Source organism: Amycolatopsis sp. NPDC058278, from assembly GCF_042881395.1.
Classification (GTDB): Bacteria; Actinomycetota; Actinomycetes; order Mycobacteriales; family Pseudonocardiaceae; genus Amycolatopsis.
This window is the reverse complement of record NZ_JBHVXZ010000049.1, coordinates 1-25,985: the sequence shown is the minus strand read 5'-3', so window position 1 is coordinate 25,985 and position 25,985 is coordinate 1. Positions and strand designations below refer to the sequence as shown.

Below are 25,985 nucleotides of genomic sequence, written 5' to 3'. Positions count from 1 at the left end.
GCACTTTCCACGGGAAAGTGCCGCCCTCGGGGTCAGCGCGGGGCCATCCGGAGCGAGCCGTCCATCCGGACGACCTCGCCGTTCAGGTAGTCGTGGTCGATGAGCGACAGCGCGAGCTGCGCGTACTCGTCCGGCCGCGCCAGCCGCTTCGGGAACGGGACACCGGCGGCGAGCGACGCGCGGAAGTCGTCGCTGACCGTGGCGAGCATCGGGGTGTCGACGATGCCCGGCGCGATGGTCAGCACGCGGATGCCGTGCGAGGCCAGGTCGCGGGCCGCGGGGAGCGTCATGCCGACGACGCCGCCCTTGGACGACGAGTAGGCGACCTGCCCGATCTGGCCGTCGAAGGCCGCGATGGAAGCGGTGTTGATGATGACGCCGCGGGCGTCGTCCTCGAGCGGCTCGGTCTTGGCGATCGCCTCGGAGGCGATGGTCAGCACGTTGAACGTGCCGACCAGGTTGATCTGGATGACCTTCGCGTACAGCGCGAGGTCGTGGCGGCCCTTCTTGGACAGGATCCGCGCGGACGGCCCGATGCCGGCGCAGTTCACCACGGTCCGCAGCGGCACGCCGGAACCCGCGGCCGTCGCGACGGCGGCCTCGACCTGCTCGACGTCGGTGACGTCGGCCTCGACGTAGGTGATGCCGTCGACGTGCTCGGCCTTCTCGATGGACGACGCCAGGTCGAGCGCGAACACCCGCGCCCCCTTGGCCGCGAGGGCCTTCGCCGTCGCCCCGCCGAGGCCGGAGGCGCCCCCGGTGACGAGCGCCGCGGTGTCGGTGATCTGCATCTTTGCGGTTCCCTTCGCTGTGGTTCGCGGACCAGGTTAACGCTCGTTCGCATCGCTGCGGTTCGTGTCTTCGCTCACCGCTCCCGGGCCCGACTGTTTCCGTTAGCGCGGTGGCCAACTCCGGCTGTCACCTTCAGCAGCATGACGCCAGCTCGGATCGTGGTGGTAGGAACCGGATACGTCGGCTTGACCACGGGGGCCTGCCTGGCCGGCCTGGGTCATTACGTCACGTGCGTGGACGTCGACCGCGCCAAGATCTCCCGCCTGGGTGCGGGCCGCGTCGACATCCTCGAACCCGGGCTCGCCGACCTGGTGCACCGCGCGATCGCGGCCGGGCGCCTCCAGTTCGTCGTCGGCGCTCGGGACGCGGTTCGCCACGCGCAGGCGGTGTTCCTCTGCGTGCCGACGCCGATGGGAGCCGGCGGCTCCGCCGACCTGCGCGCGGTCGAGGCGGTGACGGCCGAGATCGGGGACGTCCTGCCCGCCGGCTGCGCGCTCGTCACGAAGTCGACCGTGCCGGTCGGGACGTCGAAGCGGATCCAGGAGCTGGTCGGGCGCACCGACGTGCCGGTGGTGTCGAACCCCGAATTCCTCCGCGAAGGCACCGCGGTCGCGGACTTCCTGGGCCCGGACCGGATCGTCGTCGGCTCGGACGACCTCGCCGCCGCCCGCTGGGTGGGCGAGCTGTACGCCGAGCTGGACGCGCCCGTCGTCGTCGCCGATGCGGCCAGCGCCGAGCTGGTGAAGTACGCCGCGAACTGCTACCTCGCGCTGAAGCTCTCCTACGTCAACTCGATCGCCGAGCTGTGCGAGCGGCTCGGCGCGGACATCGACCTCGTCACCGAGGGCATGGGGTACGACCGGCGCATCGGGCGGACGTTCCTCAAGCCCGGCCCCGGCTGGGGCGGCTCCTGCCTGCCCAAGGACACCAGTGCGCTGGTCAAGGTGGCCGAGTCGGTGAACTACGACTTCACCATGCTGACCTCCGCCATCGACGAGAACCTGGCCCAGCGCGACCGGATCGTCGCGAAGATCGCCGGCGCGGTCGGCGGGACGCTCGCCGGCGCCCGGATCGGCGTGCTGGGCCTGGCGTTCAAGGCGGGCACCAACGACCTGCGCGACTCGCCCGCGCTCGCCGTCTCGTCGGTGCTGTGCGCGCTGGGCGCCGAACTCATCGCCTACGACCCGGCCGTCGACGGCGAGATCGCCGGGATGACCGTCGTCGACGACGCCTACCAGGTCGCGAAGGACGCGGACGCCGTCGTCGTGCTGACCGAGTGGGCCGAGTTCAAGCACCTCGACTGGGCCGCGATGGCCGAGCTGATGGAGGGCATCGACGTCGTCGACACGCGCAACCTGCTCGACCCGCGGGTGATCGTGGACGCGGGGCTGTCCTGGCAGGGCGTCGGGCGGCCGCGGGCGGCGGCGCGAATCAAGGTTTCGTGAGAACCGGATCTTGGTTAGGCTGGCCGCACGGCATCGCGTGTCGGTCACCGGCTGGGTGAGGCATGGAGGTGGCGGGAGTGCCCCGGAGGCATTTCAACCGTGTCAGTATCCGTTTCCGTTGAATTGAACCATCTGATCGTCCCGTCCCGGAACAACCGGGAATCCGCCGAGTTCCTGGCGAACCTGCTCGGTCTCGAAGTCGGCGAGGAATGGGGCCCGTTCATCCCCGTCGAGACGCGCAACGGCGTCCGGCTGGACTTCGCGACGATCCCCGAAGAAGACCTGCGCCTGCAGCACTACTGCTTCCTGATCCCGGAGGACGACTTCGACGCCGTCTTCGCGCGGCTCGTCGAAACCGGCGTGACCTACCACGCCGACCCGATGGGAAAGCAGGTCGGCGAGATCAATAACAACCACGGCGGCCGTGGCGTCTATTTCCTCGATCCTGGCGGCAACGGGATGGAAATCATCACGCAGCCGTACGAGCCGGAACGGCGTCGCCCGGCATCCTGGTGAAAGTTCCTTAGCAATGCGTACTATCGGGGCATGTTCACGACGAGGCCGGAGCTGACCGGCACCTTCGGGATGGTGGCATCGACGCACTGGCTGGCTTCGGCCACCGGGATGGCGGTGCTGGAGGACGGCGGCAACGCGTTCGACGCGGCGGTCGCCGCCGGTTTCGTCCTCCAGGTCGCCGAGCCGCACCTGTGCGGCCCGGCGGGCCAGGTGCCCGGCCTCTTCGTGACAGCGGACGACCCGACCCCGCGGGCGCTGGCCGGCCAAGGCCCGTCGCCCGCGGGGGCCACCGCTTCGCACTTCGCGTCGCTGGGGCTCGATTTGATCCCCGGCAGCGGCCTGCTCCCGGCGACCGTCCCGGGCGCCTGGGACGGCTGGCTCCTGCTGCTTCGCGACTACGGGACGAAGTCGCTGCGGTCGGTGCTGTCGTACGCGATCGGCTACGCGCGCAACGGCGTCCCGCTGGTGTCGCGGGTCGGCGACACGATCCAGGCCGTCTCCCGGTTGTTCACCGAGCATTGGCCGACATCGGCGGCCCTGTGGATGCCGGACGGCAAGCCCGCCTCCGGCCTGCACCGGAACCCGGTCCTGGCGGACACGTGGGAGCGTCTGCTGCGGGAGGCGGAGTCGGTCGCGGGCCGGGAGGCGCAGCTCGACGCGGGACGTCGTGCCTGGTCACAGGGGTTCGTCGCCGAAGAGATCGATTTGTTCAGCCGTCAGGCGTTCCGCGACGACTCCGGCCGCGACCACGCGGGCCTGCTGACGGGCGACGACCTGGCGTCGTGGTCGGCGACGTACGAAGAACCGGCGTTCGTGGACGTCGGCGACTGGCGCCTGGTCAAAATGGGCGGCTGGACGCAGGGACCGGCGCTGCTGCAACAGGCGCTGTTGCTGCACGGCTTCCGCGACGAGCTGTCCTATGTAGACGGAATCCCGTCGGAGCGCACGGTGCACCTGGCGACCGAAGCGGCGAAGCTGGCCTTCGCGGACCGCGAGGCCTGGTACGGCGACACGGACGTCCCGCTGGACGTGCTCCTTTCGGCTTCGTATACGGACTCCCGCCGAGCCCTGATCGGCGAGTCCGCTTCGGCTGAGCTTCGCCCGGGAGACGCCCGCGGCCCGGCACGTCTCCCGGCGATCTTGGACTCGCTGCAGGGAGTCCAGCCGGAAGGCGGCGCAACGGGCGAGCCGACGGTCGGCCCCCAGGGCCAGACCCGCGGCGACACGGTCCACCTCGACGTGGTGGACGCGGCGGGCAACCTGGTATCCCTCACCCCGTCCGGCGGCTGGCTGCAGTCCAGCCCGACGATCCCGTCGCTGGGCTTCTGCCTGGATTCGCGTGGCCAGATGTTCTGGCTGGAGCAGGGCCTGCCCAATTCGCTGGCCCCGCGCAAGCGGCCGCGCATCACGCTGTCCCCCTCCCTCGCCCTGCGCGACGGAGTCCCGACGCTGGCCTTCGGCACTCCCGGCGGCGACCAGCAGGACCAGTGGCAGCTGTGTTTGTGGCTGGCCCACGTCTACGGCGGGCTCAACCTGCAGGAGTCGATCGACTCGCCGGCCTGGCACACGACGGCGTTCCCGAGTTCGTTCTACCCGCGCTCGTGGAACCCGCGCGAGCTGGTGGTGGAGTCCCGGCTGGGCACGTCCACTTTGGACGCATTGCGAGAGCGCGGCCACTCCGTGGTCGACGCGGGTGACTGGGCGCTGGGCCGCCTCTCGGCGGTGTCCCGAACCGGCGGCGTCTTGCGAGCGGCGGCCAACGCACGCGGCATGCAGGGGTACGCGGCCGGCCGTTAGAGCGTCAGCGAGGCCCAGCCCCCACCCTCGGCGAGCAGAGTGCGCACGCCGAGGGCGTGGTCGGCGAAGCCGGCGAGATCACTGTGCAGCAACGCCATCCGCTCCGCGTCGAGTGGGACGGTGTCGCCCTGCCACAGCTCGCGGATCCAGCTCGCGGCCAAGTGCATCGACCGGATCAGCCCGGCGACCTCCGCATCGGTTGATCCACCAGAGTCCAGGTACTCGGTGAGAATCCGGTCGCAGGAGCCGAGGAACTCGCAGACTCCGCGCACGGCTTCGTCCGGGCTGCCGTCCCACCCCGGCCGGGGCCACACCGACGAGCCGAGTTCGAGCCACAACCGCCACCCCGCGGTCAGCTCGTCGTGGTCACGCGGCACCCATTGCCCGGCCATGCTTCGAGTGTGCGCCCGAACGCGCGGCCCGGCGGATGGGATTCCTCACTTCCCGGGCCGCTCCCACAGCCAGAACTCGATGCCCTGGTTGTCGGTGCAATCGGCCGTCGTGCCGTACGGGTGGTTCTCCACCTCGCCCGCCTGGCCGCCCTGCTCGCGCACCCGCGTCAACGCCGCTTCGAGGTTGTCGACCGCGTACATCAGCTTCCAGCCCACTTGGCGGTCGCCGGCCCACAGGCCGCCCTCGAGGCCCGGGCCCGAGAACGACCACGCGTCCGAGACCGAGCCCGGGGTGAACTCCCACCCCAGCACCGCGCCGTAGAACGACTTCGCGGGCTCGGCCTCGGGTACCTGGAACGTGAAGTACATGGCCTCGCCGGGGGACGGTGACGGCTTCGGCGTCGCCTGCGAGACCAGCCAGCGCTGCCCGAACGGGTCGCGGAACGAGCCGCCCCGGCCGTACGGCGAGTCGCTCACCGCGCGGATCAGCGTCGCGCCCAGCTCCAGCGCCCGGTTGACGCTGGTGTCCACGTCCGGCACCTCGACCCGCACCGACGCGCCCCCTTCTCCCGGCGCGATGTGCCCGATCTCGGGGTACTCCTCGGCGAGCATCAGCACGGCGTCGCCGATGGCCAGTTCCGCGTGCCCGATGCGGCCGTCGTCCATGAGGATCGGCTCGCCGCGGCGGACGGCGCCGAACACCTCGACGTAGAAGTCGAGGGCGGCCCGCGCATCGGACACCGCGAGGTAGGGCGTCAGCGAACGCAATTCGGCGGCTGTTGCCGGTGCTTCTGAAGTGGTCGTCATATCGGCTCCGTTCAAGATCAAGCGACGCAGGTTGTCGCGTAGTTCGGCGGCGAAGTCCGGGTCGGGGGCGACCCGCGCGGAGGGACGGCGAAGCGCGTCGAAAGGCTCAGGCATCGCGACCCTCCTTCTGCTCGTAAGCGCGCCGGAACGCGGCACGTGCCCGGACGAGCAACGCCTCGGTGGCGTGCACGCTGCGCCCCAGGTGGCCGGCGACCTCGGGGACGCCGAGGCCGTCGACGTAACGCAGGGTCAGCGCCGCCCGGTGGTGCGGTCCGAGCGACTCGAGCACCTGTCTCGCGCGCAGGGCGTCGAGCTGCTCGTCCCACGGGTCGTCGACGTCCGGTTCGCTGTCGTGAACCAGCCGCAGTCCGCGTTCCTCACGTTCTTTGCGCCGCCAGTGGTCGGCGAGCTTGTGCCGGGCGACGCCGATCAGCCACCCGGTGCTCACTGGAGGTGCGTACTCCTTGCGACAGGCGGCGACCGCCCCGAGGAACGTCTCCGACGTCAGTTCCTCGGCGAGCGTGCGGTCGCCGCAGCGGGACAGCAGGTACCCGTAGACCTCCGGCAGGGCCGTCTCGTACAACCCGAGCAGCGCGAAGGCCGGGTCCGGTCGTACCCGAGGTTCCGTCACACCTCCATAGTCGTCCGGCGCCCGGTTTTTCCGACGGGTGAACTTCGGCTTTTTTCCGGCGGCCAGTTCACCCGGACGGTGACAACGTGGTCCCGCCGTCCCGGGAAGAGCCGGTAGACGCTGACGACGAACGTCCCGGGCCGCGCCCGCTTCCGGAACAGGTAGTCGTGCGCGCACGCGGTCCCGTACCGGACGGTCCAGCCCTGGTACCGATCACTGCGGTGCTCCGTGGACCGGCCGGTCAAGCCGAACTACCGGCGACGCCAGCTCGGCCGCACCCTGCGCAAGCTGCGCGAGGCGGCCGGGCTCAGCCAAGAGGATGCCGGGCGCCCGCTGCGGTTCTCGACGTCGAAGTTGAGCCGCATCGAGCAGGGGTACATCCCGGGCTACAACGACTTCCTCACCGGCACTGCCACCGCCGCCCGGGACTCGAAAGCCCCCGCGGCCGGGGCACTCGAGGTGCCGCCGGCCGCGTGGTCCGCCTTCCTCTCCGCCGTCACACCCGGGGGTCCGGCAGCCGCCGCCCGGTGATCGCGACGATCGTCGCCAGCACCGCCACCAGGCCGATCACCAGCGCGAACGCGTCCCGGCTCCCCAGCGAACCCGAGAGCGCCGCGTACAGGCTCCCCAGCGTCGCGACGCCGAGCGCCAGCGAGGTCTGCTGGTTGGTCGTCATCACGCCGGACCCCACCCCGGCCAGGTCCGTTGGCACGTGGGACAGCACGATCCGGAACAGCGTCGTCATCGCCAGCGCGTTCCCCACGCCGATCGCCACCATCGACGGGGCCAGGTCGAGGATCGTCACGTGCGGCCACGTGGACAGCGTCGTGCAGAGCAGCGCCACCATGCCCACCGCCGTGATCGCGCCGCCGACCGGGACGACCTTCTGGCCGTAGCGGGTCACCAGGCGGCTGCTCAGCATCGACACCGTGAAGTACGCGACCGCCAGCGGCGTCAGCGCGAGGCCCGCGCCGAGCGGGCCGAAGTGCAGGCCTTCCTGCAGCGTCATCGCGTAGACGAACATGAACGAGCCGAACGCGCCGAAGAACGGGATCGCCACCATCAGCCCGCGCCGGACGCTCGGCAGGCGCAGCACCGACGGCGGCAGCAGCGGCGTGCCGCCGGTCCGCTCCAGGCGCCGCTCGACGTGGACCAGGGCCGCGGCGGAAAAGGGGAACAGGGCCAGCAGCGCGATCGTCCACGCCGGCCACCCCAGTGCCCGGCCTTCCATCAGCGGCACCAGCAGCGACAGCAGCGTGACCGCCAGGAGCAGCGTGCCGAGGCGGTCGACGCCCAGCGGGTTGTGCGCGCGGCTCTCCGGCAGGCGGCGGGCCAGCAGGAGCACCACCAGGCCGATGGGCACGTTCACGAGGAAGATCGGCCGCCAGCCGGTGCCGAACAGGTCCGCGGCCACCAGGCCGCCGCCGAGGAGCTGGCCGACCACCGTCGAGAGGCCGCCGGTCGCGCCGAACAGCCCCAGCGCGCGCGAACGCTCTTCGCCGGACGTCGTCGCCTGGATGATCGAGAGCACCTGCGGCAGCAGCAGGGCCGACGCCGCCCCCTGCACGGCGCGGGCCACCACCAGCGTGCCGGCCGTCGGGGCGAGCCCGCAGGCCAGCGACGTCAGCGTGAACAGCCAGAGGCCCCAGAAGAACAGCCGCCGCCTGCCGAACGAGTCGCCGAGCCGGCCGCCGACCACCAGCAGCACCGCGTACGCGATGCCGTAGGCGGCGACCACCAGTTCCAGGGTCGCGGTGGACGCGTGGAGATCGGCGTTGATCGTCGGGAGTGCGACGTTGACGATGAAGAAGTCGATGATCGGCAGTGCCGCCCCCAGCAGCACCGTGACCAGGCCGGCGGGGGTCAGTCCCGGCCGGAATTGGGCGCCCGGGGTGCTCGGCGCAAGTTCAGTCGTGGTCATGGGTACTACGATCGACCCACTTTTAAACTGGTACCAGTTGTTGTTTATCCGGGTACTGTCACTACCTGGTACCAGGTTCGACGGCGTGCCATCCTGGCACCATGACCACCGCTGTCGAATCCGAACTCCGCCGCCAGGAGCTGGCGAGGTTCCTGCGGAGCCGGCGTGAACGGATCACGCCCGAGCAGGTCGGCCTCCCGATCATGGGGCGCCGCCGGACGCCGGGGCTGCGCCGCGAAGAGGTCGCGCAGCTCGCCGGCGTGGGGGTCACCTGGTACACGTGGCTCGAGCAGGGCCGCGACATCAACGCGTCCGAGCAGGTCCTGCAGGCGATCGCCCGCACGTTGCGGCTCGACCCGCACGAGCACACCCACCTCTTCCGGCTGGCCGGCGCGCCCGAACCGGAGAACGAAAAAGACTGCCAGGTCATCACGCCGGCGATGGAGCTGATGCTGAAGAAGCTCGAGCCGTACCCGGTCGCGGTCCGCAACGCCCGCTGCGACCTGCTGGCCTACAACCGCGGCTACACCTGGCTGATGGGCGACGTCGACGCCATCCCGTTCGGCGACCGGAACACCCTGGTCCAGTGCCTGCTCAACCCCGAGTGGCGCAAGCGGATGCTCGACTGGGAGGCGAACATCCCGCGCGTGATCGCGTCCTTCCGCGCGGCGATGGCCGACCACGTCGCGGAGCCGGCGTGGAAGCAGCTGGTGAAGCGGCTCAAGGCCGAATCGCCGCTGTTCGCCGAGCTGTGGCCGCACCACGACGTCAACTCGGAGCCGATCCGCACCAAGCGGTACCTGCACCCGGACGTCGGGCTGCTGCAGTTCAACTTCACCTACCTCTACTACGGCCGCCGGTCCGAGATCACCGTGTCGACCTACACCCCGGCCGACGAGGAAACGGCGGCGAAGCTGCCGTTGGTGTTCGACTGACGACGTACGTCCGCAGTGCGCTTCGAGACGGACGCGCAGCCTGGCCGCGGCAGGTAGTTTCGCGGGATGAGAAGGCCTCCGTGGGCAGGACGCGTGGCGCGCGCCGTCGTCGTCGGGGTCTTCGTGATCGGGGCGACCAGTGCGTCGTCGCGGTGGCAGCCCGGGGCGTCGCCGCTGCCGCCGATCGGTTTCGCGTGGCTCGTCGCGACCGTCCTCACGCTGCTGCTCGTCCACCGCTTCCCGCTGACGCTCTTCCTGGTCGCGTCCGCCTCCGCGTTCGGCTACTACACCTCCGGCCTGCCAGGTGGGCCGGTCATCCTGGTACCGACCGTCGCGTTGTTCGTGCTGACCCGGCAGCGCGGACCCCTCACCGCGGGCGTCACCGGTGCCTCGGCGCTCGCCGCCGCCTACGTCGTGCACGTCATCACGACCAGGTCTTTCGCGTTGGAAACCGGGGCCGCTTTCCTCGTCGTCTGGCTGACCGCCGTGATCGGCGTCGGCACCGCCGTCCGCTACCAGCTCGACGCGCTCGCCGCCCGGCGCGAGCAGGCCGACGAACACCGGCACCGGCTCGCGGAGCAGGAACGGCTGCGCATCGCCCGTGAGGTGCACGACGTCGTCGCGCACAGCCTCGCGATGATCAACGTCCAGGCGGGGGTTGCCGCACACGTCGCCGACCGGCGGCCCGAGCAGGCGAAAGAGGCGCTGCTGAACATCAAGGCGGCCAGCGCGTCCGCGCTCAAGGACCTGCGCGCGACCCTGGCCGTGCTGCGTTCGGGGGAGGACAAGGCGCCCGCGCCGAGCCTCGCCCAAGCCGGCGAGCTGCTGGACCACGCCCGCGACGCCGGGCTCGCGGTCGGCGTCCACGGCGAAGCGGGCGACCTCCCAGCACCCGTCGACGCAGCCGCCTACCGGATCCTGCAGGAGTCGCTGACCAACGTCGTCCGGCACGCCGACCAGCCCCACCGCGTCGACGTCCGGTTCGAGCGGCAACCGGGGGCCTTCACGTTGCGGGTCCGCGACGACGGCCGCGGCACCGCCCAGCCGGCCCCGGGCCACGGCCTCCGGGGTATGCGCGAACGCGCCGCGGCGCTCGGCGGCCGGTGCACCGCCGGGCCGGTCGACGGCGGCTTCGAAGTGTGCGTCGAGCTACCGATCGAGGGGGAAGCATGATCCGCGTCCTGCTGGCCGACGACCAGGTCCTGGTCCGCGCCGGGTTCCGCGTGCTGCTGGAGACCGAAGACGGCTTCGAGGTGGTCGGCGAGGCCGGTGACGGCGAGCAAGCGGTCGCCGGAGCGATCGAGCACCACCCCGACATCGTCGTGATGGACGTGCGGATGCCCGGCGTCGACGGCCTCGAAGCCACCCGCCGGATCACCGCGAACCCGGACCTCGCCGGAACGAAGGTGCTGGTCCTGACCACGTTCGACGTCGACGAGTACGTCTACGAAGCCCTGCGCGCGGGCGCCAGCGGGTTCCTGCTGAAGGACACCGAACCGGTCGAGCTGCTGCGCGCGCTGCGGGTCGTCGCCGACGGCGAAGCGCTGCTGGCGCCGACCGTCACGCGCCGGCTGATCCAGGAGTTCGTCGGCCGCCCCGAAAACCGGCGCATCGACACCAGCGCCGTCCGGGAGATTACCGACCGCGAGCGCGAGGTGCTCGGCCTGGTGGCGGGCGGGATGTCGAACGACGAAATCGCCGCCCACCTGGTGATTTCGACGGCGACGGCTCGTACCCACGTCAGCCGCATCATGACGAAGATCGGCGCGCGCGACCGCGCCCAGCTGGTGGTGCTGGCCTACGAGTCCGGGCTCGTCACACCGCGTCGCCCCGCCTGACCCGGCGCACCACGCGGACCGCCCGCACCAGGAACACGACGGCGAGGACGCCGACCAGGCCGATCCAGATCACGGCGCCTCCTCTCCCGGCCGATGCTCTGCTCAGAGGGCGTCCGGGAGGGGGACGGCGTTCACCGACACGGCGGAAGTCACACCTTCGGGCTAACCTGCTCCGCCGCGTGGTCACCCGGCTATCCTCAGCGGGTGCGTCGTGCGTTGATCACCGGTATCACCGGTCAAGATGGCCAATACCTCGCCGAGCTCCTCCACGAGAAGCAGTACGAGGTCTTCGGCCTGGTCAAGGGGCAGAACAATCCCCGGATCGACATGATCCGCGCGGGGTACCCGTTCGTCGAGATCGTCGAGGGCGACCTGCAGGACCTGTCCAGCCTGGTCGGGGTCCTGGAGCAGGTGCAGCCGGACGAGGTCTACAACCTCGGCGCCATCTCCTTCGTCGCCCTGAGCTTCAAGCAGGCCGAACTCACCGCGAACGTCACCGGGCTCGGCGTGCTGCGCCTGCTCGACGCCGTCCGGATGGTCGGCGGTAGCCAGAACAACCCCATCCGCTTCTACCAGGCGTCCAGTTCCGAGATGTTCGGCAAGGTCCGCGAGTCGCCGCAGACCGAGGCCACGCCGTTCTACCCGCGCTCGCCCTACGGCGTCGCGAAGGTGTTCGGGCACGACATCACCGTGAACTACCGCGACAGCTACGGCCTGTTCGCCTGCTCGGGCATCCTCTTCAACCACGAGAGCCCCCGCCGCGGCATCGAGTTCGTCACCCGCAAGGTGACCAACGCCGTCGCGCGGATCAAGCTGGGGCTGCAGGAAAAGCTGGTGCTGGGCAACCTCGACCCGCGGCGCGACTGGGGCTTCGCCGGCGACTACGTCCGTGCCATGTGGCAGATGCTGCAGCAGGACGAGCCGCAGGACTACGTCGTCGCGACCGGCCGCACGCACAGCGTCCGCAACTTCGTCGACCTCGCGTTCAAGCACGCGGGCTTCGACGACTGGGAGCGGTTCGTCGAGCAGGACCCGCGGTTCTTCCGCCCCGCCGAGGTCGACCTCCTGGTCGGCGACGCCACCAAGGCCCACACCGAACTCGGCTGGAAGCCCGAGGTCGGCTTCGAGGACCTGGTCACCATGATGGTCGACCACGACCTGCGGCTCGAAGCCACGAAGGCCGGGATCTCCCTCCCGTGATCTCCTACGCGCAGAACGCGGAGGACGTCGTCCTGGCCCGGGTCTTCGCCGGGCAGGAAACCGGTCGCTACGTCGACCTCGGGGCGGGCGACCCGGTGGTCGCCTCGGTCACCAAGCACTTCTACGACCGCGGCTGGCGGGGGATCAACGTCGAGCCGATCCCGGACAAGGCCCGCGAGCTGCGGGAAGCCCGGCCCGGCGACCGCACCCTGCAGGTCGCCGTCGGGGCCACGCCCGGAACGGCGAAGCTGCACGTCGTCGAGGAGGAGTGGGGCTGGTCGACGCTCGACGACGACCTGGCCGTCCGCTACCGCGACGACCGGGATTGGCAGGTCCGCACGGTCGAGGTCGAGGTCACGACGCTGGCCGCGCTGTTCGACGCGCACCCGGGCGAAATCGACTTCCTCAAGATCGACGTCGAGGGCGCCGAACGCGCGGTGATCGAGGGCGCGGACTGGCGGCGGCACCGCCCGCGCGTGCTCGTGGTCGAGGCGACCGCGCCCGGCTCGCCGACGCCGACCCACGGCGAGTGGGAGCCGATGCTCCTCGACGCCGGCTACCGGTGCGCGTTGTTCGACGGGCTCAACCGCTTCTACCGCCAGGCCGACGACGCCGACTGCTTGAAGCTGCTCTCGGCGCCGGCCAACGTCTTCGACGACTTCGAGCCGTATGCGGTGGCTCGGCTGCGTGCGCAGTTCGCCGCCTCGGAAGCCGCCCGGCCGGGTGAGGTCGGGTACATCCGCCGGCTCGAGGAGACCGTGACGCGGGTGCAGCGGTCCCACGCCGAGCTGGGCGAGCAGCTGGACGAGGCGCGGTGCGAGCTGGAGCGGGCGCGCCGCACCGCCGAGGAGACCCGGCGCCGGGCCGCCGCCCTGGAACACCGGGTCGCCGAGCTGGAGGACCAGCAGCGTCAGTGACGCTCCCGGGCCAGCTGGGCGAGCCTGGCCGTCACGATCCGGCCGACGGCTTCCGGACCGGACCATGCCTCGATCGCCCGGACCGCGCGACGCCCCATCTCCGCGCGCAGCCGCGGCGAGCCGGCGAGCGTCCGCAGCCAGCGGGCGGCCTGGTCGATGTCCGGTTCCGCCCACAGCTGGCCCACGGGGTACCAGTCGCCGAAGCCGGCACCGCCGTACCGGTGGTCGCCGGCGGCGATGGGCCGGACGTCGTAGCCGACCACCGCGGCCGAGCCCGGTGGCATGAAGTCCGTGTTGCCCCCGAAGCCGGTCGCCACCACGGCCTTGCCCATGGCCATCGCTTCGGCCATGCCGAGCCCGAAGCCTTCCGAGCGGTGCAAGGACGCGTACACGTCGCACGTCGCCAGCAGGGTGTCCATGTCGGCGCGGGACATCTCGCGCCGGAGCAGCGTGCCGCCGACCCCGGCGACCGCTTCGCTCAGCGACGCGTCCAGCTTCGGGAACAGCTCCAGGTTGTTCGCCTTGAGCACCAGGTGGGCCCGCGTGCCGCGGTCACCGGCCGGGAACGCCCGCCGGAACGCCTCGATCACCGCCCACGGGTTCTTCCGGGCGTCGCTCGACGACGCGCTGAAGGTGAACAGCACGATCAGGCCGTCCTCGGGCAGGCCGAACCGCGCCCGGTCGCCGGCCGCGTCCGGAGCCAATGGCACGACGTTGGGCACGACCGTGATCGGCTTGTCCGTGATGGTGCGGAAGGCGTCCGCGACGAACGACGAGACCACCCACAGCTCGTCGATCCCCGGCAGGTGCGGGCGCGCCTGGACCGGGGGTGACGGCAGTTCCCACGCCCACAGCCCGATCGTGTAGCGGTCCAGCGCGTGCTCGGGGATCAGCTGCCACTCGTTGACGTTGAGCAGCCACAGGTCGACGTCGAACTCCTTGCCGCGCCGCAGCCCGGCGAGCTCCGGCGGGACCGGGACCGTGCGGTAGGGCGCGTGGCTGTCGACCTCGGTCAGCGTCAGCCCGGTGCCCGACGCGGCGAGCACCTTGGTCAGCCGCCGCGCGGATTCCGCCAGCCCCGTGGTGGCCCGGACGTCGGCGAACACGTTGACGCCGTGCCGTTCGGGAGGCGAGGACGGCTTCGGCGCCGACAGCGTCCCTTCGACCGCGGCCGCGTACCCCCGCGCCGCGATCGGCCAGTCCGCGTGGTCGGCCGCCCACTTGCGGGCCAGCTCACCCGCCGCGCGCAGCTCCTCCGGCCAGGACATCCCGCGTTCGAGGATCCGGTACAGCCCCTTCGCCTCGCCGATCGGATCGGTGGGCACGGTGAAGCAGAACGCCGGGTCGAAGTGCCGGTGCTGCGGCAGGTCGCTCGTGATCACCGCGCGCCCGGCGCCGAGTGCCTGCATCATCGTCGCGCTGGTCTCGCCCGCCGTCGGCCAGCGCAAGCTGATCACGGCGTCCGAGGCGAGGATCAGCTCGTCGAACCGGTCCTCGTCCGGGGACAGCTCGAGGTGCACCGACGCGGCGGCGCCGGTCTGCTCGATGGTCCGGCGCAGGTCGGCCAGCAGGGCCGGGGTGGCGGCGTGCCCGGCGATGATCATCCGGGCGTTCGGCCAGCGGCGGCGCAGCTCACCGAAGGCCAGCACCGCGGCCGGCACCCGCTTGTGCCCGCCCAGGCCACCGAACACGCCGAACACGACCTGGTCGTCGGTCCAGCCGAGGCCGGTCCGGATCTCGTCCCGCCGGGCGGTGTCGAGCAGGGTCGCGCCGAGCGGCACCGGGAACACCGGGACGCCCGGGTAGCGCGCGGTCAGGAACTCCGCCGTGTGCGGGTCGTGCACCAGCACGCCACGGCTGGCCGTCACGAGCCGGCGTTCCATCGTCAGCGTCCCGCGGTCCAGGGTCGGCACGCCGTCGACCTCGAGCACGGGCATGCCGTGCAGCAGGGCGGGATCGTCCTTGCGGCCGTGGATCGGGCCGTGGGCGTAGCGCACTTCGGCTTCGAATTCGGACGTGTGGAAGCCGCCGAAGATCCCGTTGTGGAAGTCCAGCAGCGACGGGTCGTGCAGGACGACCAGGCCGGGCACGGCGAGGGCACGCCGGTAGATCCACTCGTGGACGCCCGCGTGGTTGCCCATGTGGTAGATGTGCAGGTCGGCCTGGACTTCGTCCCGGCCGACGATCGGCACACCGCGGGGCGAGCGGGCCCCGGGACCGTCGGTCACCGCGACGACGTCGGTGAGCTCGGCCAGCGCGGCGAGCAGCCGGTAGCTGTAGTCGGCGATGCCGCTGGTCTGCGGGGGCAGCGGCGTCCACATCGCGACGTGCGCGCGAGAGCCCGTCATCGGCGGGCGATCAGGCAGCGGCGTTCGCCGAGCCCGCCTGCCGGCTCCGACGGCCGGACCTCGACGTCGCCGAAGCCCGCCGACTCGGCGACGAACCGCAGGTAGATCGGCTGGAGCGGAGGGCAGGCGAACGGGTCCAGCCCGGCTTCGCCGTCGCCCGGCAGCTCGACGAGGAGCACCCCGCCCGGCTGGAGCGCCGTCGCGGCCAGGTCGGCGAAGCGGGCGAAGGCACCGGGCGTCAGCCGTTCGGCGAACCGGAACGCGGTGACCGCGCCCAGCGAGCGAGGCGGCACCCCGGCCAGCGCCGTGAGCGGCTCCGCCGGTTCGACGTCGAGGCCGAGTCCCGCGCAGTGCTGCCGGACGAGCGAGTTGTCCGACGCGGCCCGGTACGGCAGGCCGGCGGACCGCAGCACCTCGAGCCACTCCCCGCGAGCGGGGGCGGCGTCGAAGACCGGACCGGTCGCGCCGGCTTCCCGCGCTGCCGAAAGGAGCGGCAGGTGGGCCCGGCGGGCGGCCCGGACCTGGTCGGCCGGGCCGTCGAGCAGCTCCGAAAGCGCGAGCTCGAGGAACGATTCGCGGTCGGCGACCGCCGGGGCGACCTCGGGCACCGGCTGCCCGGCGCGGATCCGGTCGAGCGCCACGTCCAGCTGGGCGTGCCGCAGCCGGACGTCGGTCGCCGCCGAGGTCAGGGCCGCGACCTGGGCCTCCAGCGACTTCAGGCGCTGCTCGGCGTCCGTCTCGGCTTCGCCCTGCTCGGCCTGCTGCAGCCGCAGGTCGCTGAGCTGGGATTCGAGCCGGCCAAGACCGGAGTACAGCCGCTGGTTCAGCCCGGCCGTCAACGTCTGGTCCTGCTGCCGGAGCTGGTCGAGTTCGCGGGCCAGCTGGTCGACGCGGACCACGCCGTGACCGCCGGCTTCACCCAGCTGCTCGTGGTGCGCGCGGACCAGCTCCTGCACTTCGACCAGCGCGTCCCGGACGGCGAGGTTGGCCTCGACCTGCCACTTGACCTGGCGCTTCCAGAGGAACCGGAGGGCCAGCCGGCCGAGCAGGTCGGTCCGGCGCAGCGGCAGGTGCAGCTCGCGGTGTTCGTCGAGGCGAGCCAGTGCGGCGGCCAGGCGGTCAGGAGCCATTCGTCGTTCCCCCGGGTCGGTGCGGTCAGCGGGCGAGCTTGGTGAAGATGTTCTGCTGGACGTTCGGCGACAGCATCGAAACCGAGCCGACGACGAGCCCGCGCTCGGCGAGCTCGATGACGACGACATCGCTGCGCTGCAGCAGGTCCGCGGCCGCGGCGCCGCCGTCGTGGTCGGCCGTGCTGGTGTGCAGGGCGGTCAGGTCGCGGAAGGTCGCGGCCAGGTACGGCAGGGCGCGGATGGTGAACGAGTCCCCGAGCCAGGCCGTCCGCAGGCCGTAGGTGCCTTCGCCGGTGGCGGTGTCGGTGTGCACCGGCGGGATGTAGTCGCCGGGCATCGGCCGCGTCAGATCGGTCTTGCCGTCCGGCATGAGCGCGTAGTGGGTGCCTTCGGTCTGCCCGGTCCGGCCGATCAGCGGCGGCAGGTCGGCCGGCACCTGCCAGTCCTCCTTGGGCTGGATCCGCCAGCCCGCGCTGATGCCCGGCCGCAGCTTCTCCAGGACGGCTCGCACCGCGCTGATCGCGCCTTCGTCGTTCCAGTGCGCGTCCTGCGGCCCGTACACCGGCGCGCCCTTGCGGTTCGCCCAGTCCTGGATGGGACGGCGCGGGTCGATCATGAAGTTCTCGGCGTCGACGCGGCGCCAGAAGTCGCCTTCGATCGCGTCGTGGCAGTCCTTGCCCAGGTAGTTGCCCGGCAGGTGCTGGGGGACCATGCCCACCTTGTCCGGCGCGACCACCACGACCAGCTGCCGTCCCGACGCCTCGATGCCGTCGCGGAAGCTGCGCAGCTGGGCGAACGTCGTGTCGAGGTTCGACGCCTGCACGCAGTGGCTGGTGACCTCGTCGCCCAGGTACAGCCAGCCGTCCTTGCCCTCGATCACGTTGGGGAACTGCCGCCGGTCGTACTTCGGGCCGTTCGTGGGCGGCACCGGGACCTGGAGCGGGTTCTGCTGGTTCTCCTGGTTCAGCGGGGGCGGCTCGCCGAAAACGCCCCGGCTGATGCCGTCGGCCGCGTGCACCGCCTGCTCGCGGAACACCAGGTGGTCGGTCGCCCACTGGGTGAACTGCGGGAAGAACGACCAGCCCTGCCCGAAGCTCGGGAACGGCGTCAGTGCCCGGTTTTCGAACTGGCTCGGGCGCGCACCGAGCACGGCCGAGAAGGCGGGCGTCGCGAGGAAGACGATCGCGCAGATCAGCGCGACGAGCTGGCTGCGGCCGTGCCGCGGCCGGTACAAGGCGTGTTCGCGCGGGAGGAACGCCTCGTAGACCGGCGGCAGCGCCGGCCGGGGACCTCGTCCGGTGGTGGTCACGGTGCCACCCGGAACTTGCGGGCCGCGGCCCGCACCGGGCGCAGCAGGCGACGGGCGTGGGCGACCAGCGGGTGCCGCGGCGGTTCGGGGGCCCGGCGGGCCAGCCACGTCCGGTGCGCCGAAGCCAGCCGGTCCCGCATCCACGACGCGGCCGCGTCGGTCGACCGGGTCCGCAGTACGTGCTCGCGGGCCGCCTGGCCGCGCCGGCGGGCTTCGGCCGGGTCGTCCGCGACGGCGCGCATCGCGGCCGCGGCGGCGTCGAGGTCGGGCTCGGCCCAGCGCCCGCCGGGGTGGTAGGGCGGCCAGCCCGGGCCGACGTCGGTCATCGTGCACGGGATCGGCCAGCCGTGCCCGGGCCCGAAGAACTCGGTCGTGCTCGAGTAGTCCGTCGCGATCACCGGCAACCCCCTGACCATCGCCTCCGCGACCGTGAGCCCGAACCCTTCGCTGCGGTGGAGTGACACGTAGGCATCGGTCCCGGCATACAGGTCGTCGAGTTCGGCGGCGGTGAGGTACCGCTCCACCAGCTCGATCCGCGGGTCGTCGCCGATCGCCCGGCGCAGCCGCTCGACCGCCGGGGTGTTGCGGTGCCCGCTGGTGGCCTTGAGCACCAGCCGGACGTCGTCGCGGCCCGGGAAGGCGCGGCGGAACGCGTCGACCACTCCCCAGGGGTTCTTCCGGCCACCGGTGGAGTTGAAGTCGAAGATGAACAGGAATTGCGTCGTGGCACCCGGCTCGCGCGCCACCGGGCCCGGATCGGGCACCGGCACGGGAATGGTCCGGACCGGGACGGGGGAGTGCGCGGCGATCGCCCTCGTCGCGAACTCGCTCGGCGTCCAGATCTCGTCGACCAGGGCGAACCCGTCATGCATCGCGGCGGGGAAGTCTTCCAGTTCCCATGCCCACAGGCCGATCCGGTAGCGGCCGGCGCCGGCGTCCGGGTGGCTGTCGAGGATCAGCCGGGTGAAGTCGGAGTTCACCGTCAGCAGGCTGACGCCGAACCGCGGCGCATCCACGTCGTCCGGGGTGGCGAGGCCGGTGTGGACCGAGCCGGCCAGCGAGTGCTCTTCGACGACCGACACCGTCGGCACCCCCGCGGCCGCGATCGCCCGCCGCACGACCCGGGCCATCTCGCCGAGCCCGAGCCCGGCCGTCAGGTACCCGACGACGTTGACGCCGAAGTCGTCGACCGGCGGGACCGGCGGGGGCGGGGCAGCCGGCAGGGCCCACGACGGCAGCAGTCCTTCCCGGACGCCGTGGGTCGCGCACCACTGCCGGAAGCCGTCGGCGTTCGCACCGCGCGGGTGCGGGAACACCGCCTGGAGGTCGACCCGGGAGAGCCACACCGCGGCCGCCAGCCGGGTCAGCCCGGTGGCGGCGTCGATCGGGGACGCGGGTTCGGCCAGCCACTGGCGGAACGCGCGGCCGCCGTCGTCGCCGAAGGGGTGGGGCGGGAGCTTGCCGTCGACGACGTCGAGCGGATCGGGGGCGTGGCGCGCACGCTCGGCGCGGAGCCACGCCTCGTGGTAGGGCTGTCGCATTTGGACGGTCAGCGGCGAGCCGTCCGGCAGGGTGGCGAACCGGTTCTCGGCGGGCTCCGCCGGGCCGAGGCGGTCGCGGTACGCCTCGCACAGGCGGCGCAGGACCGGTTCGGTGGACAGCCGCACGCGCGGCCGCTCGGGGCAGTCGCCGGTCAGCAGCCACGGCCGTTCGGGGTCGAAGCCGCGGAAGGCGAAGAACCGCAGCGGCCGCCCGGACACGGTCGGCGGGTCGCCGGCCAGGCGCCGTTCGTGCAGGTTCCAGTAGCCGACCGCGAGCCCGGGGTCGCGCACGACGAACAGGTCGAACGGACCGGTCGCGAGTTCGGGCCACCCCCGGTCGGCGCCGGTCCGGTGCGGCGGACGGCGGCGGGCGTGCCCGGCCCAGTGCTCGAGGAACGGCCGCGCGGCCTGCCCGGCGGCGAGGAAGCCGTCGAACACGCCGGGCACGTCTTCGGGTTCGAGGCCGTCCTGCGGCAACGGGGCGAGCAGGGCCGCGGCGGCGACCAGGCCGTGGTCGCCCGCGAGCCGGGTCACGTCCTCGAACGGCGCGTGGACCTCGACCTCCGGGTCGAGCAGAACGACCACGTCGAAGCGGTCGAGCAGCTTCGCGAGCAGCAGCGGGCGCAGGACGTCGGCGAGGTCCGCACCGGCGTGGCAGGTGACCAGCCGGAAGTACTCGTCGGGGTCGAGGCCCAGGTCGCCGGCCGCGGTGTCGCCGTCGGCGACCAGCAAGACGAAGTCGTGCCCCGGGTGGTGGGCGCGGTAGGAAGCGGCGAGCACCTCGGCCGCCGCCAGCCGATCCCGGGTGACGACGGTGCAGGCGGCCGACCGGGGCCCCGGCTGCCCGGGACGGGGACCCGACATGTCAGCCGTTGGCGGGCAGCTCGACCAGCTGCTTCGCGAGGATTTCGTCGAACACCTGCGACACGCTGGTCATGTCGCCGCCGTCCACGTGCACCCGGACGACGGTCTGCTTGTGCACGTAGTGCGCGCGCACGAGCGCCTTGCCGTCTTCGCGGACGAGCTGCATCACCTCGACGCCGGGCGGCGTGGTGCCGGTGTACTTCGTCAGCTTGTACTTCGCCTGCAGGTTGACCAGCTTGTCGACCGCGTCGCTCGCGGCGGAGCTGCCGGAGGTCTTGACGGTCATGACCACGACCGTCGCCCCGGAGGGCAGCGTCGACGCCGATCCGCGGGACACGGTCGGGTTCGCGCCGGAGAGGGCGTCGTACTCCTCGTCGGTGAGGACCTTCGCCGCCTTCAGATCGTCGAAGGTCGGGAAGTCGGTGTTCCACTGCACGGTGCCCGGCAGCTTCGCGATCTCCCGGTCGTCCTTCGGCTTCGGCTGGGTCGGTGCCGGGCCGGAGGACGAGGCGACCGGCGGCGTCGGGTTGCCGGAGCCGTTGCCGGAGAACAGGAAGTAGCCACCGACACCGAGACCGGCGAGGACGACCACGGCGACGATGATCGCGACGACCTTCTTGCTGCCGCCCTTCCGGGACGTCGTCTCGAACGACGGCTCGGGGCCCTGGCCGACCCAGTTGGTGTCGGCCGGGAATTCCGAGCCGCCCCACGGCGTGCTGGTGTCCTGGCTCGGCACGTTCCACGGCAGCTGCTGGCCCTGCGGGGGATGGTACTGCGGCTGCTGGGCCGGGAACCCGCCGGAACCCTGGCCCTGCGGCCGGAACGCGCCGCCGACCGACTGCGGGGGAACGCCGGGCACGACCTGGGTCCGCTCGGCGTCACCCTGGCCCGCGGGCGCCCATCCCTGCGGCGCTCCGGCCTGGCTGACCGCCTGCGTGCGTTCGGCGTCGCCGAACGAGCCGTTCACGATCTGGGTCTGGTCGGCCGACGGGCCCGCGCCCGCCTGCGGCTGCCCGGGGGGCGGGGTCACCGGCGCGATGATCTGCGTGCTCTCCGCCTGATTGCCCGCCGGCGCCGCCTGGGGGTCGGCGTTGACTGCCGCGGACAGGACACTGTCCCGGCGCACCCGGTAGTCGTCCGCCGAAATCTGGCCAGCGGCCAGCTCTTCGTCCAACCGGCGCAGTTCCTCCTGCCAGGACAAACCCGGCCCCCTTCTCGTCAGCGGTTGCCAGCCGAGCCGGCTCACGCATCATTGTGCACTCAGGGTCCTTCGCCGAGGTCCAGAGGGTCGATTCGTGACCTGCTGCTCAGCCCGCCGGCAGCACGTCTTCGAACGCCTTCACGGCCCGGTCCTGCTCGCCGCTCAGCCCCAGCTGGCTGTGGTAGGGCTGGGCGGTCCCGACGATGACGACGTTGTTGCCCGAGCCGTACCAGGTGGTGTTCAGGAACTTCGTGCCGTCGTTGCCGGACACCGTCCGGACCCCCGACTGGACCGGCTTGAACCCGGCGTCCAGCGCCTGCTGGTACAAGGTTTCGACGACGGACTGCGCGTTGGCGGCGCTCGTCGTCGGCACCACCACGACCAGGTACGAGACGGCGCCGTCGCCGGATCCGCGGAAGATCACCTGTGTGGCACCGTTGCCGGTGAACAGCTCCGCCGTCTTCGGCAGGTAGAGCCCCAGGTCGCGGCCCTTCGCCACGGACATCGTCGAGTTGTTCGGGTTGGCGACGCCGGGGAGTGCGGGCAACCGCTCCTCGAGCGGGTCCGCGCGCGTGCCGGCCGCGGTCGACGGTGCGTCGGCCGGGGGCCCGGCCTGGGGCGCGGTGTCCGTGCCGGAACCCAGCCACTGGGTCGCGGCGACGACCATCGCCACCACCACCAGCACGCCGGCGGCCACGAACAACCAGGTGGGCCGCCGCCGCGAGCCGTCGCCGTCGCGGTGGCGGCCCGCCGTTTCCGGGTTCTCCTCCGGCCGGGGCGGCTCGGGCCGGTCGCCGGTGGGCCAGACCTCCGGGAACCGGCTGACCTGGCCGCCCTGCCCGCGTCCTTCGACCTGCAGGTACCGGGTCGGGACGATGTCGGCGGGACTGGGGGCGGTGGTGAGGTGGTCGGGGACGGGCGGCACGACCGGGTGGGAGAGCGTTTTCTGCGAGCCCGAGTCGGTCCGCTGCCACGGCGGCGCCGGGTGCGGGGGCCGCGGGAGCTGGCCGGACGACGGCGGGTAGGTGCGCTGCGGCGGCGCCGTCCGCGGGTCGACCGGCTGGACGGCGGGAAGCGTGGCGTCGGCGGCGTTCTCGGTGCCGGCGGGATTGGCGGTGCCGGCGGGATTGGCGGGATTGGTGCTGTGCCAAGCGGCCGGGCGCCGGAGCGGGGAAGCGACGGGGGAGGGCACGGTCGAGCCCGACGCCTGCGCCAGCAGCTCGTCACGCTGTTTCCGGTGCGCGGCCGGTTCGATCCGGCCGGCCGCCAGGTCCGCGTCGAGTCGACGCAGATCTTCCTGCCAGCTCATCCTTCGACCCCCATCCAGCCGTTCGGGGCATCAGTCTGGCACGTACGGCCGACCTGCGAGGTTGCGGTTTGAGGTTGATCGGCAACGTAGCGCAAGTGCCGCCGTTTCGGGAGTCCTTCGCCGCGAACACGTCGGGGCGGGGCGGCGCCGACGGTCCGGTAGGGTCCGGCTGCCCTGGTCACGGCGGTGGGAGAGAAGCCGGGCCGGCGTTCCGAGGGGAGCCCACTTGAGCACCGAAGCACCACCCAGGCCGCAGCGAGCGCTCAGCCGTCTGCGCCCGACACCGAAGGCCCGTGAGGGCCTGCTCGCCGTGCTCGCCGGGTTCGTCATTTCGGGGCTGTTCAACTACCCCGTCGTGCTGCACCCCAAGTCGTTGGTCACCGGCGACCTGGGCGACCCGCTCCTGCAGGCCTGGCAACTGGCGTGGCAGCACCACTTCGTGACGTCCGGCGGTGCTTTGTGGACGGGCAACACCCTGTACCCGGCCCCCGACAGCTACGCCTTTTCGGACTCCCTGCTCGGTTACCTGCCGCTGGGGCTGTTCGGCGACGGCCCGTACGCGGCGATCATGCGGTACAACGCCGTCTTCCTGCTGTCCTTCGCGCTCGCCTTCGCCGGGGCGTACGTCCTCATCCGGCAGCTCGGCGGCAACTGGCAGGCGGCCGCCCTCGCCGGAACCGCGTTCGCCTGGGCGCCCTGGCGGCTGACCCACGCCAGCCACCTCAACATCCTGTCGGCGGGCGGGATCGCGCTGGCGCTCTTCGCGATCGCCCGCGGGCACGGCTATTCGCTGCGGCACGGCCGGCGCCCGGAGCTGTCGAGGCCGTGGTGGGCGTTCGTCGGCTGGGCGGTGGCGGCGTGGCAGGTCACGCTCGGCTTCGCGGTGGGCATGCCGTTCATCTACCTGCTCGGCGTGGTCGGCCTGGTCGTCCTGATCACCGCCGTGCGCCGGTGGCCGCGGTTCGGCACGCGGCTGGCCGTGGCCGACGGGGCCGGTGTCGTGGTCTTCCTCGCCGTCACGTACCTGATGACCATCCCCTACCGCCGAGTGGTCGACGAGTACGGCTTCACCCGCGCCTGGAAGGAGGTGCAGCTCTACTCGCCGCCGCCGCAGGGCCTGCTGGCCGCGCCCGACTCGACGTGGCTCTGGCAGAAGGGCCCGTTCAACCTGTGGAGCGGCACCTTCGCCGACCCGGCTTGGGTCTCGCTGCCGGGCGCGTCCGAGAAGCTCCTCTTCCCCGGGCTGGCGTTGCTGCTCGTCGCGCTCGCGGGGCTGTTCTTCAGCGTCTGGTCGGTCCGGGCCCGGGTGGGCCTCGCCGTCGCGACCGTCGTGGTGACGGTGTTCGCCCTCGGCTCGGAGTTCTTCGGCGGCGACTACACCTACTACGTGCTGTGGCGGTACCTCCCCGGCTGGGACGCCCTGCGCACGCCCGGCCGCCTGATGCTCTGGGTGCTCCTGCTGCTGGCCGTGCTGGCCGCCGGCGCGCTCACCCGCGCGGCCGAGTGGCTGCGCACCCGCGACACGACCTACGACCAGGGCCGCTTCCTCCAGGCCCTGCTCGTGGTGCCCCTGCTGTTCGCGTTGCTCGAGGGTGTCCCCGACCAGCCCCACCCCTCGCCGCCGGGCATCCCGCCGGACGTCGCCAAGGCCTTCGAGCACGACCCGAAGCCGGCGCTGATCCTGCCGATCAGCCAGGACGTCGCGCCGTTCAGCGAGTTCGTCTACCAGTTCTGGTCGACCGACGGCTTCCCTCCGCTGGCGAACGGCCACAACGGGCTCCTGCCACCGCAGTACGGCGAGATCATCACCGCGGCCACGACCTTCCCGGACGCGCACAGCGTCGACGTGCTGCGGAAGTACGGCATCCAGCAGGTGCTGGTGCTGAAGGTCGGCGCCGCCGGCACGCCGTACGAGGCGGCGCTGACCCGGCCGCTCGACGGGCTGCCGCTCACCCGTTCCGAATCGGCGGACCTCGTCACCTTCACCCTGCGCTAGTCACCCGTCAGGCCCCGGAAACTGTCGTACATATGTTCTAAAATGGGCGTTGTCCAGGGGAGATGCCGCCCGCGTCCGCGGGTGGCGTGATGGAGGAAGGCAGGGCCATGGCCTACATCACCCTGTCCACATTCGTGGGCTACAGCGCGAGTAACGGGCCGTCGCGGTCGTCGTTCGTCCGACGGCAGCGCCGCCAGTACGAAGATCCGGCGAGGGCGGCGTTCAACTACTACCGGCGGGCGGCCAACGCGGTGCGCTCCGGCCGGGCGGCGAATCAGGACGAGGTGGCGCTGCGCGCGCTCGTCAACGCCGCCGACGAGCGGACGAAACCGCACTACGCGGCGATCGCCGAGGGCTGGCTGCGGTACCTCGGCCGCAAGTCGCCGAGGCTGGTCGAAGTGGGGCGCGGCCGGTGCCGGATCGGTGAGCTCGAGATCGGCGTCAGCCCGCAGATGGGGCTGCGCAAAAGCGACGGCAGCCGGTACGCGACCTGGCTCTACTTCAAGGAGGAGCCGTTGGCGAAGGCGTCGGCGCAGCTCGCGCTGTGGGTGCTGGAGCAGGCGATGCCCGACATCCTGCCCGGCGGCGAGGCGCTGGTGATCGACGTCCGCCGGGGAAAGGAGTACCAGCTCTCCGCCCGGGACCGGGCCCGGCTGCGGCCGTGGGCCCGCAGCGAGGCTTCGGCGTTCCTCACCCTCTGGGACGCGGCCTGAGCAGCACCCCGGCCACCAGGTCCGGCCGGGTGACGAAGGGGTGGTGCGCCACCGGCAGTTCGACGACGTCGGTGGCGCGCGCCGCCTGGGCCCGCTGGGTCTCGGGCAGCGTCGCGCGGTCCTCGCCGCAGACGACGTAGGTCGACGGGACTTCCCGCCACGCCGCCCGGGTCGCCGGCCGGCCGAACACCGCCTCGTTCTGGCGGGTGAGGCGGCCGGCGGCCGCGGCGTACGTGCCGTCGTCGAAGTCCTGGGCGAAGAGGGGCCGCACGAACTCCTCCCGCACCCCGGCGGTGGCGGGGCCCGGGGGGGAGGGACCCCGCCCCCGCGCCCCCCCGGCCCAGGACCCCCGCCCCCACCCCCCCACCCCCCCGGACGACGAA

The 25,985-nt window shown here is 72.1% G+C and carries 23 protein-coding genes; 11 read left to right on the top strand and 12 right to left on the bottom strand.

Translation table 11 applies throughout. The annotated features are described in order from the left end of the window. Positions 1–32: 32 nt before the first annotated feature. Positions 33–791, bottom strand: a complete 759-nt coding sequence (locus ACFVYA_RS24975; RefSeq protein ID WP_387048324.1) for an SDR family NAD(P)-dependent oxidoreductase — start codon at positions 789–791, stop codon at positions 33–35. A 141-nt stretch (positions 792–932) separates the two neighbouring features. Here ACFVYA_RS24975 and ACFVYA_RS24970 point away from each other — a divergent pair, with 141 nt between their 5' ends. The 3 genes from ACFVYA_RS24970 to ACFVYA_RS24960 all read left to right on the top strand — a co-directional run bounded on the left by ACFVYA_RS24970 (position 933) and on the right by ACFVYA_RS24960 (position 4,550). After that, positions 933–2,237 (top strand): UDP-glucose dehydrogenase family protein, encoded by a 1,305-nt coding sequence (locus tag ACFVYA_RS24970; protein WP_387048322.1) that lies wholly within the window; start codon positions 933–935, stop codon positions 2,235–2,237. A gap of 123 nt (positions 2,238–2,360) precedes the next feature. Then, positions 2,361–2,753, top strand: coding sequence for a VOC family protein (locus ACFVYA_RS24965; protein ID WP_387048321.1), 393 nt, complete (start codon positions 2,361–2,363; stop codon positions 2,751–2,753). A 30-nt stretch (positions 2,754–2,783) separates the two neighbouring features. Continuing rightward, positions 2,784–4,550: a gamma-glutamyltransferase family protein gene (locus ACFVYA_RS24960; protein WP_387048320.1), complete on the top strand. Its 1,767-nt coding sequence runs from the start codon at positions 2,784–2,786 to the stop codon at positions 4,548–4,550. Here ACFVYA_RS24960 and ACFVYA_RS24955 read toward each other — a convergent pair. Genes ACFVYA_RS24955 through ACFVYA_RS24945 form a run of 3 tightly spaced genes read right to left on the bottom strand, consistent with a single transcriptional unit; the run spans position 4,547 to position 6,380 of the window. Continuing rightward, complete coding sequence (locus ACFVYA_RS24955; protein WP_387048319.1) at positions 4,547–4,942, bottom strand: hypothetical protein; 396 nt, start codon at positions 4,940–4,942, stop codon at positions 4,547–4,549. The genes ACFVYA_RS24960 and ACFVYA_RS24955 overlap by 4 nt on opposite strands. A 45-nt stretch (positions 4,943–4,987) precedes the next feature. Next, on the bottom strand, positions 4,988–5,863 hold the full coding sequence (locus tag ACFVYA_RS24950) for a VOC family protein (protein WP_387048317.1): 876 nt from the start codon (positions 5,861–5,863) through the stop codon (positions 4,988–4,990). Then, positions 5,856–6,380, bottom strand: a complete 525-nt coding sequence (locus ACFVYA_RS24945) for an RNA polymerase sigma factor (protein ID WP_387048315.1) — start codon at positions 6,378–6,380, stop codon at positions 5,856–5,858. Before ACFVYA_RS24945 ends, ACFVYA_RS24950 begins: the two co-directional genes overlap by 8 nt. Before the next feature lie 228 nt (positions 6,381–6,608). Between ACFVYA_RS24945 and ACFVYA_RS24940 the strand changes: the two genes are divergently transcribed. Continuing rightward, positions 6,609–6,911 carry a helix-turn-helix domain-containing protein gene (locus ACFVYA_RS24940; RefSeq protein ID WP_387048313.1) on the top strand — a complete coding sequence of 101 codons (303 nt, stop codon included), beginning with the start codon at positions 6,609–6,611 and terminating at the stop codon, positions 6,909–6,911. On the opposite strand, the gene ACFVYA_RS24935 is transcribed toward ACFVYA_RS24940, so the two are convergent. After that, positions 6,877–8,301, bottom strand: coding sequence for an MFS transporter (locus ACFVYA_RS24935; RefSeq protein ID WP_387048311.1), 1,425 nt, complete (start codon positions 8,299–8,301; stop codon positions 6,877–6,879). The two genes, ACFVYA_RS24940 and ACFVYA_RS24935, sit on opposite strands and share 35 nt — an antisense overlap. 101 nt (positions 8,302–8,402) lie before the next feature. On the opposite strand from ACFVYA_RS24935, the gene ACFVYA_RS24930 reads away from it, so the two are divergent. From ACFVYA_RS24930 to ACFVYA_RS24910, 5 genes are all read left to right on the top strand, one after another. Next, positions 8,403–9,236 (top strand): helix-turn-helix transcriptional regulator, encoded by an 834-nt coding sequence (locus tag ACFVYA_RS24930; protein WP_285987597.1) that lies wholly within the window; start codon positions 8,403–8,405, stop codon positions 9,234–9,236. 66 nt (positions 9,237–9,302) lie between these two features. Beyond that, positions 9,303–10,409 carry a sensor histidine kinase gene (locus ACFVYA_RS24925; RefSeq protein WP_387048310.1) on the top strand — a complete coding sequence of 369 codons (1,107 nt, stop codon included), beginning with the start codon at positions 9,303–9,305 and terminating at the stop codon, positions 10,407–10,409. Then, the gene (locus ACFVYA_RS24920) at positions 10,406–11,074 is read left to right on the top strand and encodes a response regulator (protein WP_387048308.1); all 669 of its coding nucleotides are present in this window, start codon (positions 10,406–10,408) and stop codon (positions 11,072–11,074) included. Before ACFVYA_RS24925 ends, ACFVYA_RS24920 begins: the two co-directional genes overlap by 4 nt. Positions 11,075–11,278: 204 nt before the next feature. Beyond that, a complete protein-coding gene (gmd, locus tag ACFVYA_RS24915) occupies positions 11,279–12,274 on the top strand; it encodes a GDP-mannose 4,6-dehydratase (RefSeq protein WP_285987599.1) in 996 nt (331 codons plus the stop codon). After that, positions 12,271–13,191, top strand: coding sequence for an FkbM family methyltransferase (locus ACFVYA_RS24910; RefSeq protein WP_387048306.1), 921 nt, complete (start codon positions 12,271–12,273; stop codon positions 13,189–13,191). Before gmd ends, ACFVYA_RS24910 begins: the two co-directional genes overlap by 4 nt. Here ACFVYA_RS24910 and ACFVYA_RS24905 read toward each other — a convergent pair. The 6 genes from ACFVYA_RS24905 to ACFVYA_RS24880 form a co-directional block, all read right to left on the bottom strand. Continuing rightward, a complete protein-coding gene (locus ACFVYA_RS24905) occupies positions 13,185–15,539 on the bottom strand; it encodes a glycosyltransferase (protein ID WP_387048304.1) in 2,355 nt (784 codons plus the stop codon). The two genes, ACFVYA_RS24910 and ACFVYA_RS24905, sit on opposite strands and share 7 nt — an antisense overlap. Continuing rightward, on the bottom strand, positions 15,536–16,669 hold the full coding sequence (locus ACFVYA_RS24900) for a hypothetical protein (RefSeq protein ID WP_387048302.1): 1,134 nt from the start codon (positions 16,667–16,669) through the stop codon (positions 15,536–15,538). Before ACFVYA_RS24900 ends, ACFVYA_RS24905 begins: the two co-directional genes overlap by 4 nt. 25 nt (positions 16,670–16,694) lie before the next feature. Next, positions 16,695–17,978 carry a hypothetical protein gene (locus tag ACFVYA_RS24895; protein ID WP_387048300.1) on the bottom strand — a complete coding sequence of 428 codons (1,284 nt, stop codon included), beginning with the start codon at positions 17,976–17,978 and terminating at the stop codon, positions 16,695–16,697. Further along, positions 17,975–20,383: a glycosyltransferase gene (locus tag ACFVYA_RS24890; RefSeq protein WP_387048299.1), complete on the bottom strand. Its 2,409-nt coding sequence runs from the start codon at positions 20,381–20,383 to the stop codon at positions 17,975–17,977. Before ACFVYA_RS24890 ends, ACFVYA_RS24895 begins: the two co-directional genes overlap by 4 nt. Before the next feature lies 1 nt (position 20,384). After that, positions 20,385–21,584: a hypothetical protein gene (locus ACFVYA_RS24885; RefSeq protein ID WP_387048298.1), complete on the bottom strand. Its 1,200-nt coding sequence runs from the start codon at positions 21,582–21,584 to the stop codon at positions 20,385–20,387. A gap of 106 nt (positions 21,585–21,690) precedes the next feature. Further along, positions 21,691–22,893 carry a hypothetical protein gene (locus ACFVYA_RS24880; RefSeq protein ID WP_387048296.1) on the bottom strand — a complete coding sequence of 401 codons (1,203 nt, stop codon included), beginning with the start codon at positions 22,891–22,893 and terminating at the stop codon, positions 21,691–21,693. A gap of 226 nt (positions 22,894–23,119) precedes the next feature. Between ACFVYA_RS24880 and ACFVYA_RS24875 the strand changes: the two genes are divergently transcribed. Both ACFVYA_RS24875 and ACFVYA_RS24870 read left to right on the top strand, forming a co-directional pair. Next, positions 23,120–24,889 (top strand): hypothetical protein, encoded by a 1,770-nt coding sequence (locus tag ACFVYA_RS24875; RefSeq protein ID WP_387048294.1) that lies wholly within the window; start codon positions 23,120–23,122, stop codon positions 24,887–24,889. 107 nt (positions 24,890–24,996) lie between these two features. Beyond that, complete coding sequence (locus tag ACFVYA_RS24870; RefSeq protein ID WP_387048381.1) at positions 24,997–25,602, top strand: hypothetical protein; 606 nt, start codon at positions 24,997–24,999, stop codon at positions 25,600–25,602. On the opposite strand, the gene ACFVYA_RS24865 is transcribed toward ACFVYA_RS24870, so the two are convergent. Further along, on the bottom strand, positions 25,580–25,969 hold the full coding sequence (locus tag ACFVYA_RS24865; RefSeq protein WP_387048379.1) for an alpha/beta fold hydrolase: 390 nt from the start codon (positions 25,967–25,969) through the stop codon (positions 25,580–25,582). The genes ACFVYA_RS24870 and ACFVYA_RS24865 overlap by 23 nt on opposite strands. Between the last annotated feature and the right edge of the window lie 16 nt (positions 25,970–25,985).

Excerpts from the sequence above, each read along its gene's own strand:
- ACFVYA_RS24975 (WP_387048324.1), bottom strand. The coding sequence starts at position 791 with ATGCAGATCACCGACACCGCGGCGCTCGTCACCGGGGGCGCCTCCGGC.
- ACFVYA_RS24970 (WP_387048322.1), top strand. The coding sequence starts at position 933 with ATGACGCCAGCTCGGATCGTGGTGGTAGGAACCGGATACGTCGGCTTG.
- ACFVYA_RS24960 (WP_387048320.1), top strand. The coding sequence starts at position 2,784 with ATGTTCACGACGAGGCCGGAGCTGACCGGCACCTTCGGGATGGTGGCA.
- ACFVYA_RS24955 (WP_387048319.1), bottom strand. The coding sequence starts at position 4,942 with ATGGCCGGGCAATGGGTGCCGCGTGACCACGACGAGCTGACCGCGGGG.
- ACFVYA_RS24950 (WP_387048317.1), bottom strand. The coding sequence starts at position 5,863 with ATGCCTGAGCCTTTCGACGCGCTTCGCCGTCCCTCCGCGCGGGTCGCC.
- ACFVYA_RS24935 (WP_387048311.1), bottom strand. The coding sequence starts at position 8,301 with ATGACCACGACTGAACTTGCGCCGAGCACCCCGGGCGCCCAATTCCGG.
- ACFVYA_RS24930 (WP_285987597.1), top strand. The coding sequence starts at position 8,403 with ATGACCACCGCTGTCGAATCCGAACTCCGCCGCCAGGAGCTGGCGAGG.
- ACFVYA_RS24925 (WP_387048310.1), top strand. The coding sequence starts at position 9,303 with ATGAGAAGGCCTCCGTGGGCAGGACGCGTGGCGCGCGCCGTCGTCGTC.
- ACFVYA_RS24920 (WP_387048308.1), top strand. The coding sequence starts at position 10,406 with ATGATCCGCGTCCTGCTGGCCGACGACCAGGTCCTGGTCCGCGCCGGG.
- ACFVYA_RS24905 (WP_387048304.1), bottom strand. The coding sequence starts at position 15,539 with ATGACGGGCTCTCGCGCGCACGTCGCGATGTGGACGCCGCTGCCCCCG.
- ACFVYA_RS24900 (WP_387048302.1), bottom strand. The coding sequence starts at position 16,669 with ATGGCTCCTGACCGCCTGGCCGCCGCACTGGCTCGCCTCGACGAACAC.
- ACFVYA_RS24890 (WP_387048299.1), bottom strand. The coding sequence starts at position 20,383 with ATGTCGGGTCCCCGTCCCGGGCAGCCGGGGCCCCGGTCGGCCGCCTGC.
- ACFVYA_RS24880 (WP_387048296.1), bottom strand. The coding sequence starts at position 22,893 with ATGAGCTGGCAGGAAGATCTGCGTCGACTCGACGCGGACCTGGCGGCC.
- ACFVYA_RS24870 (WP_387048381.1), top strand. The coding sequence starts at position 24,997 with ATGGCCTACATCACCCTGTCCACATTCGTGGGCTACAGCGCGAGTAAC.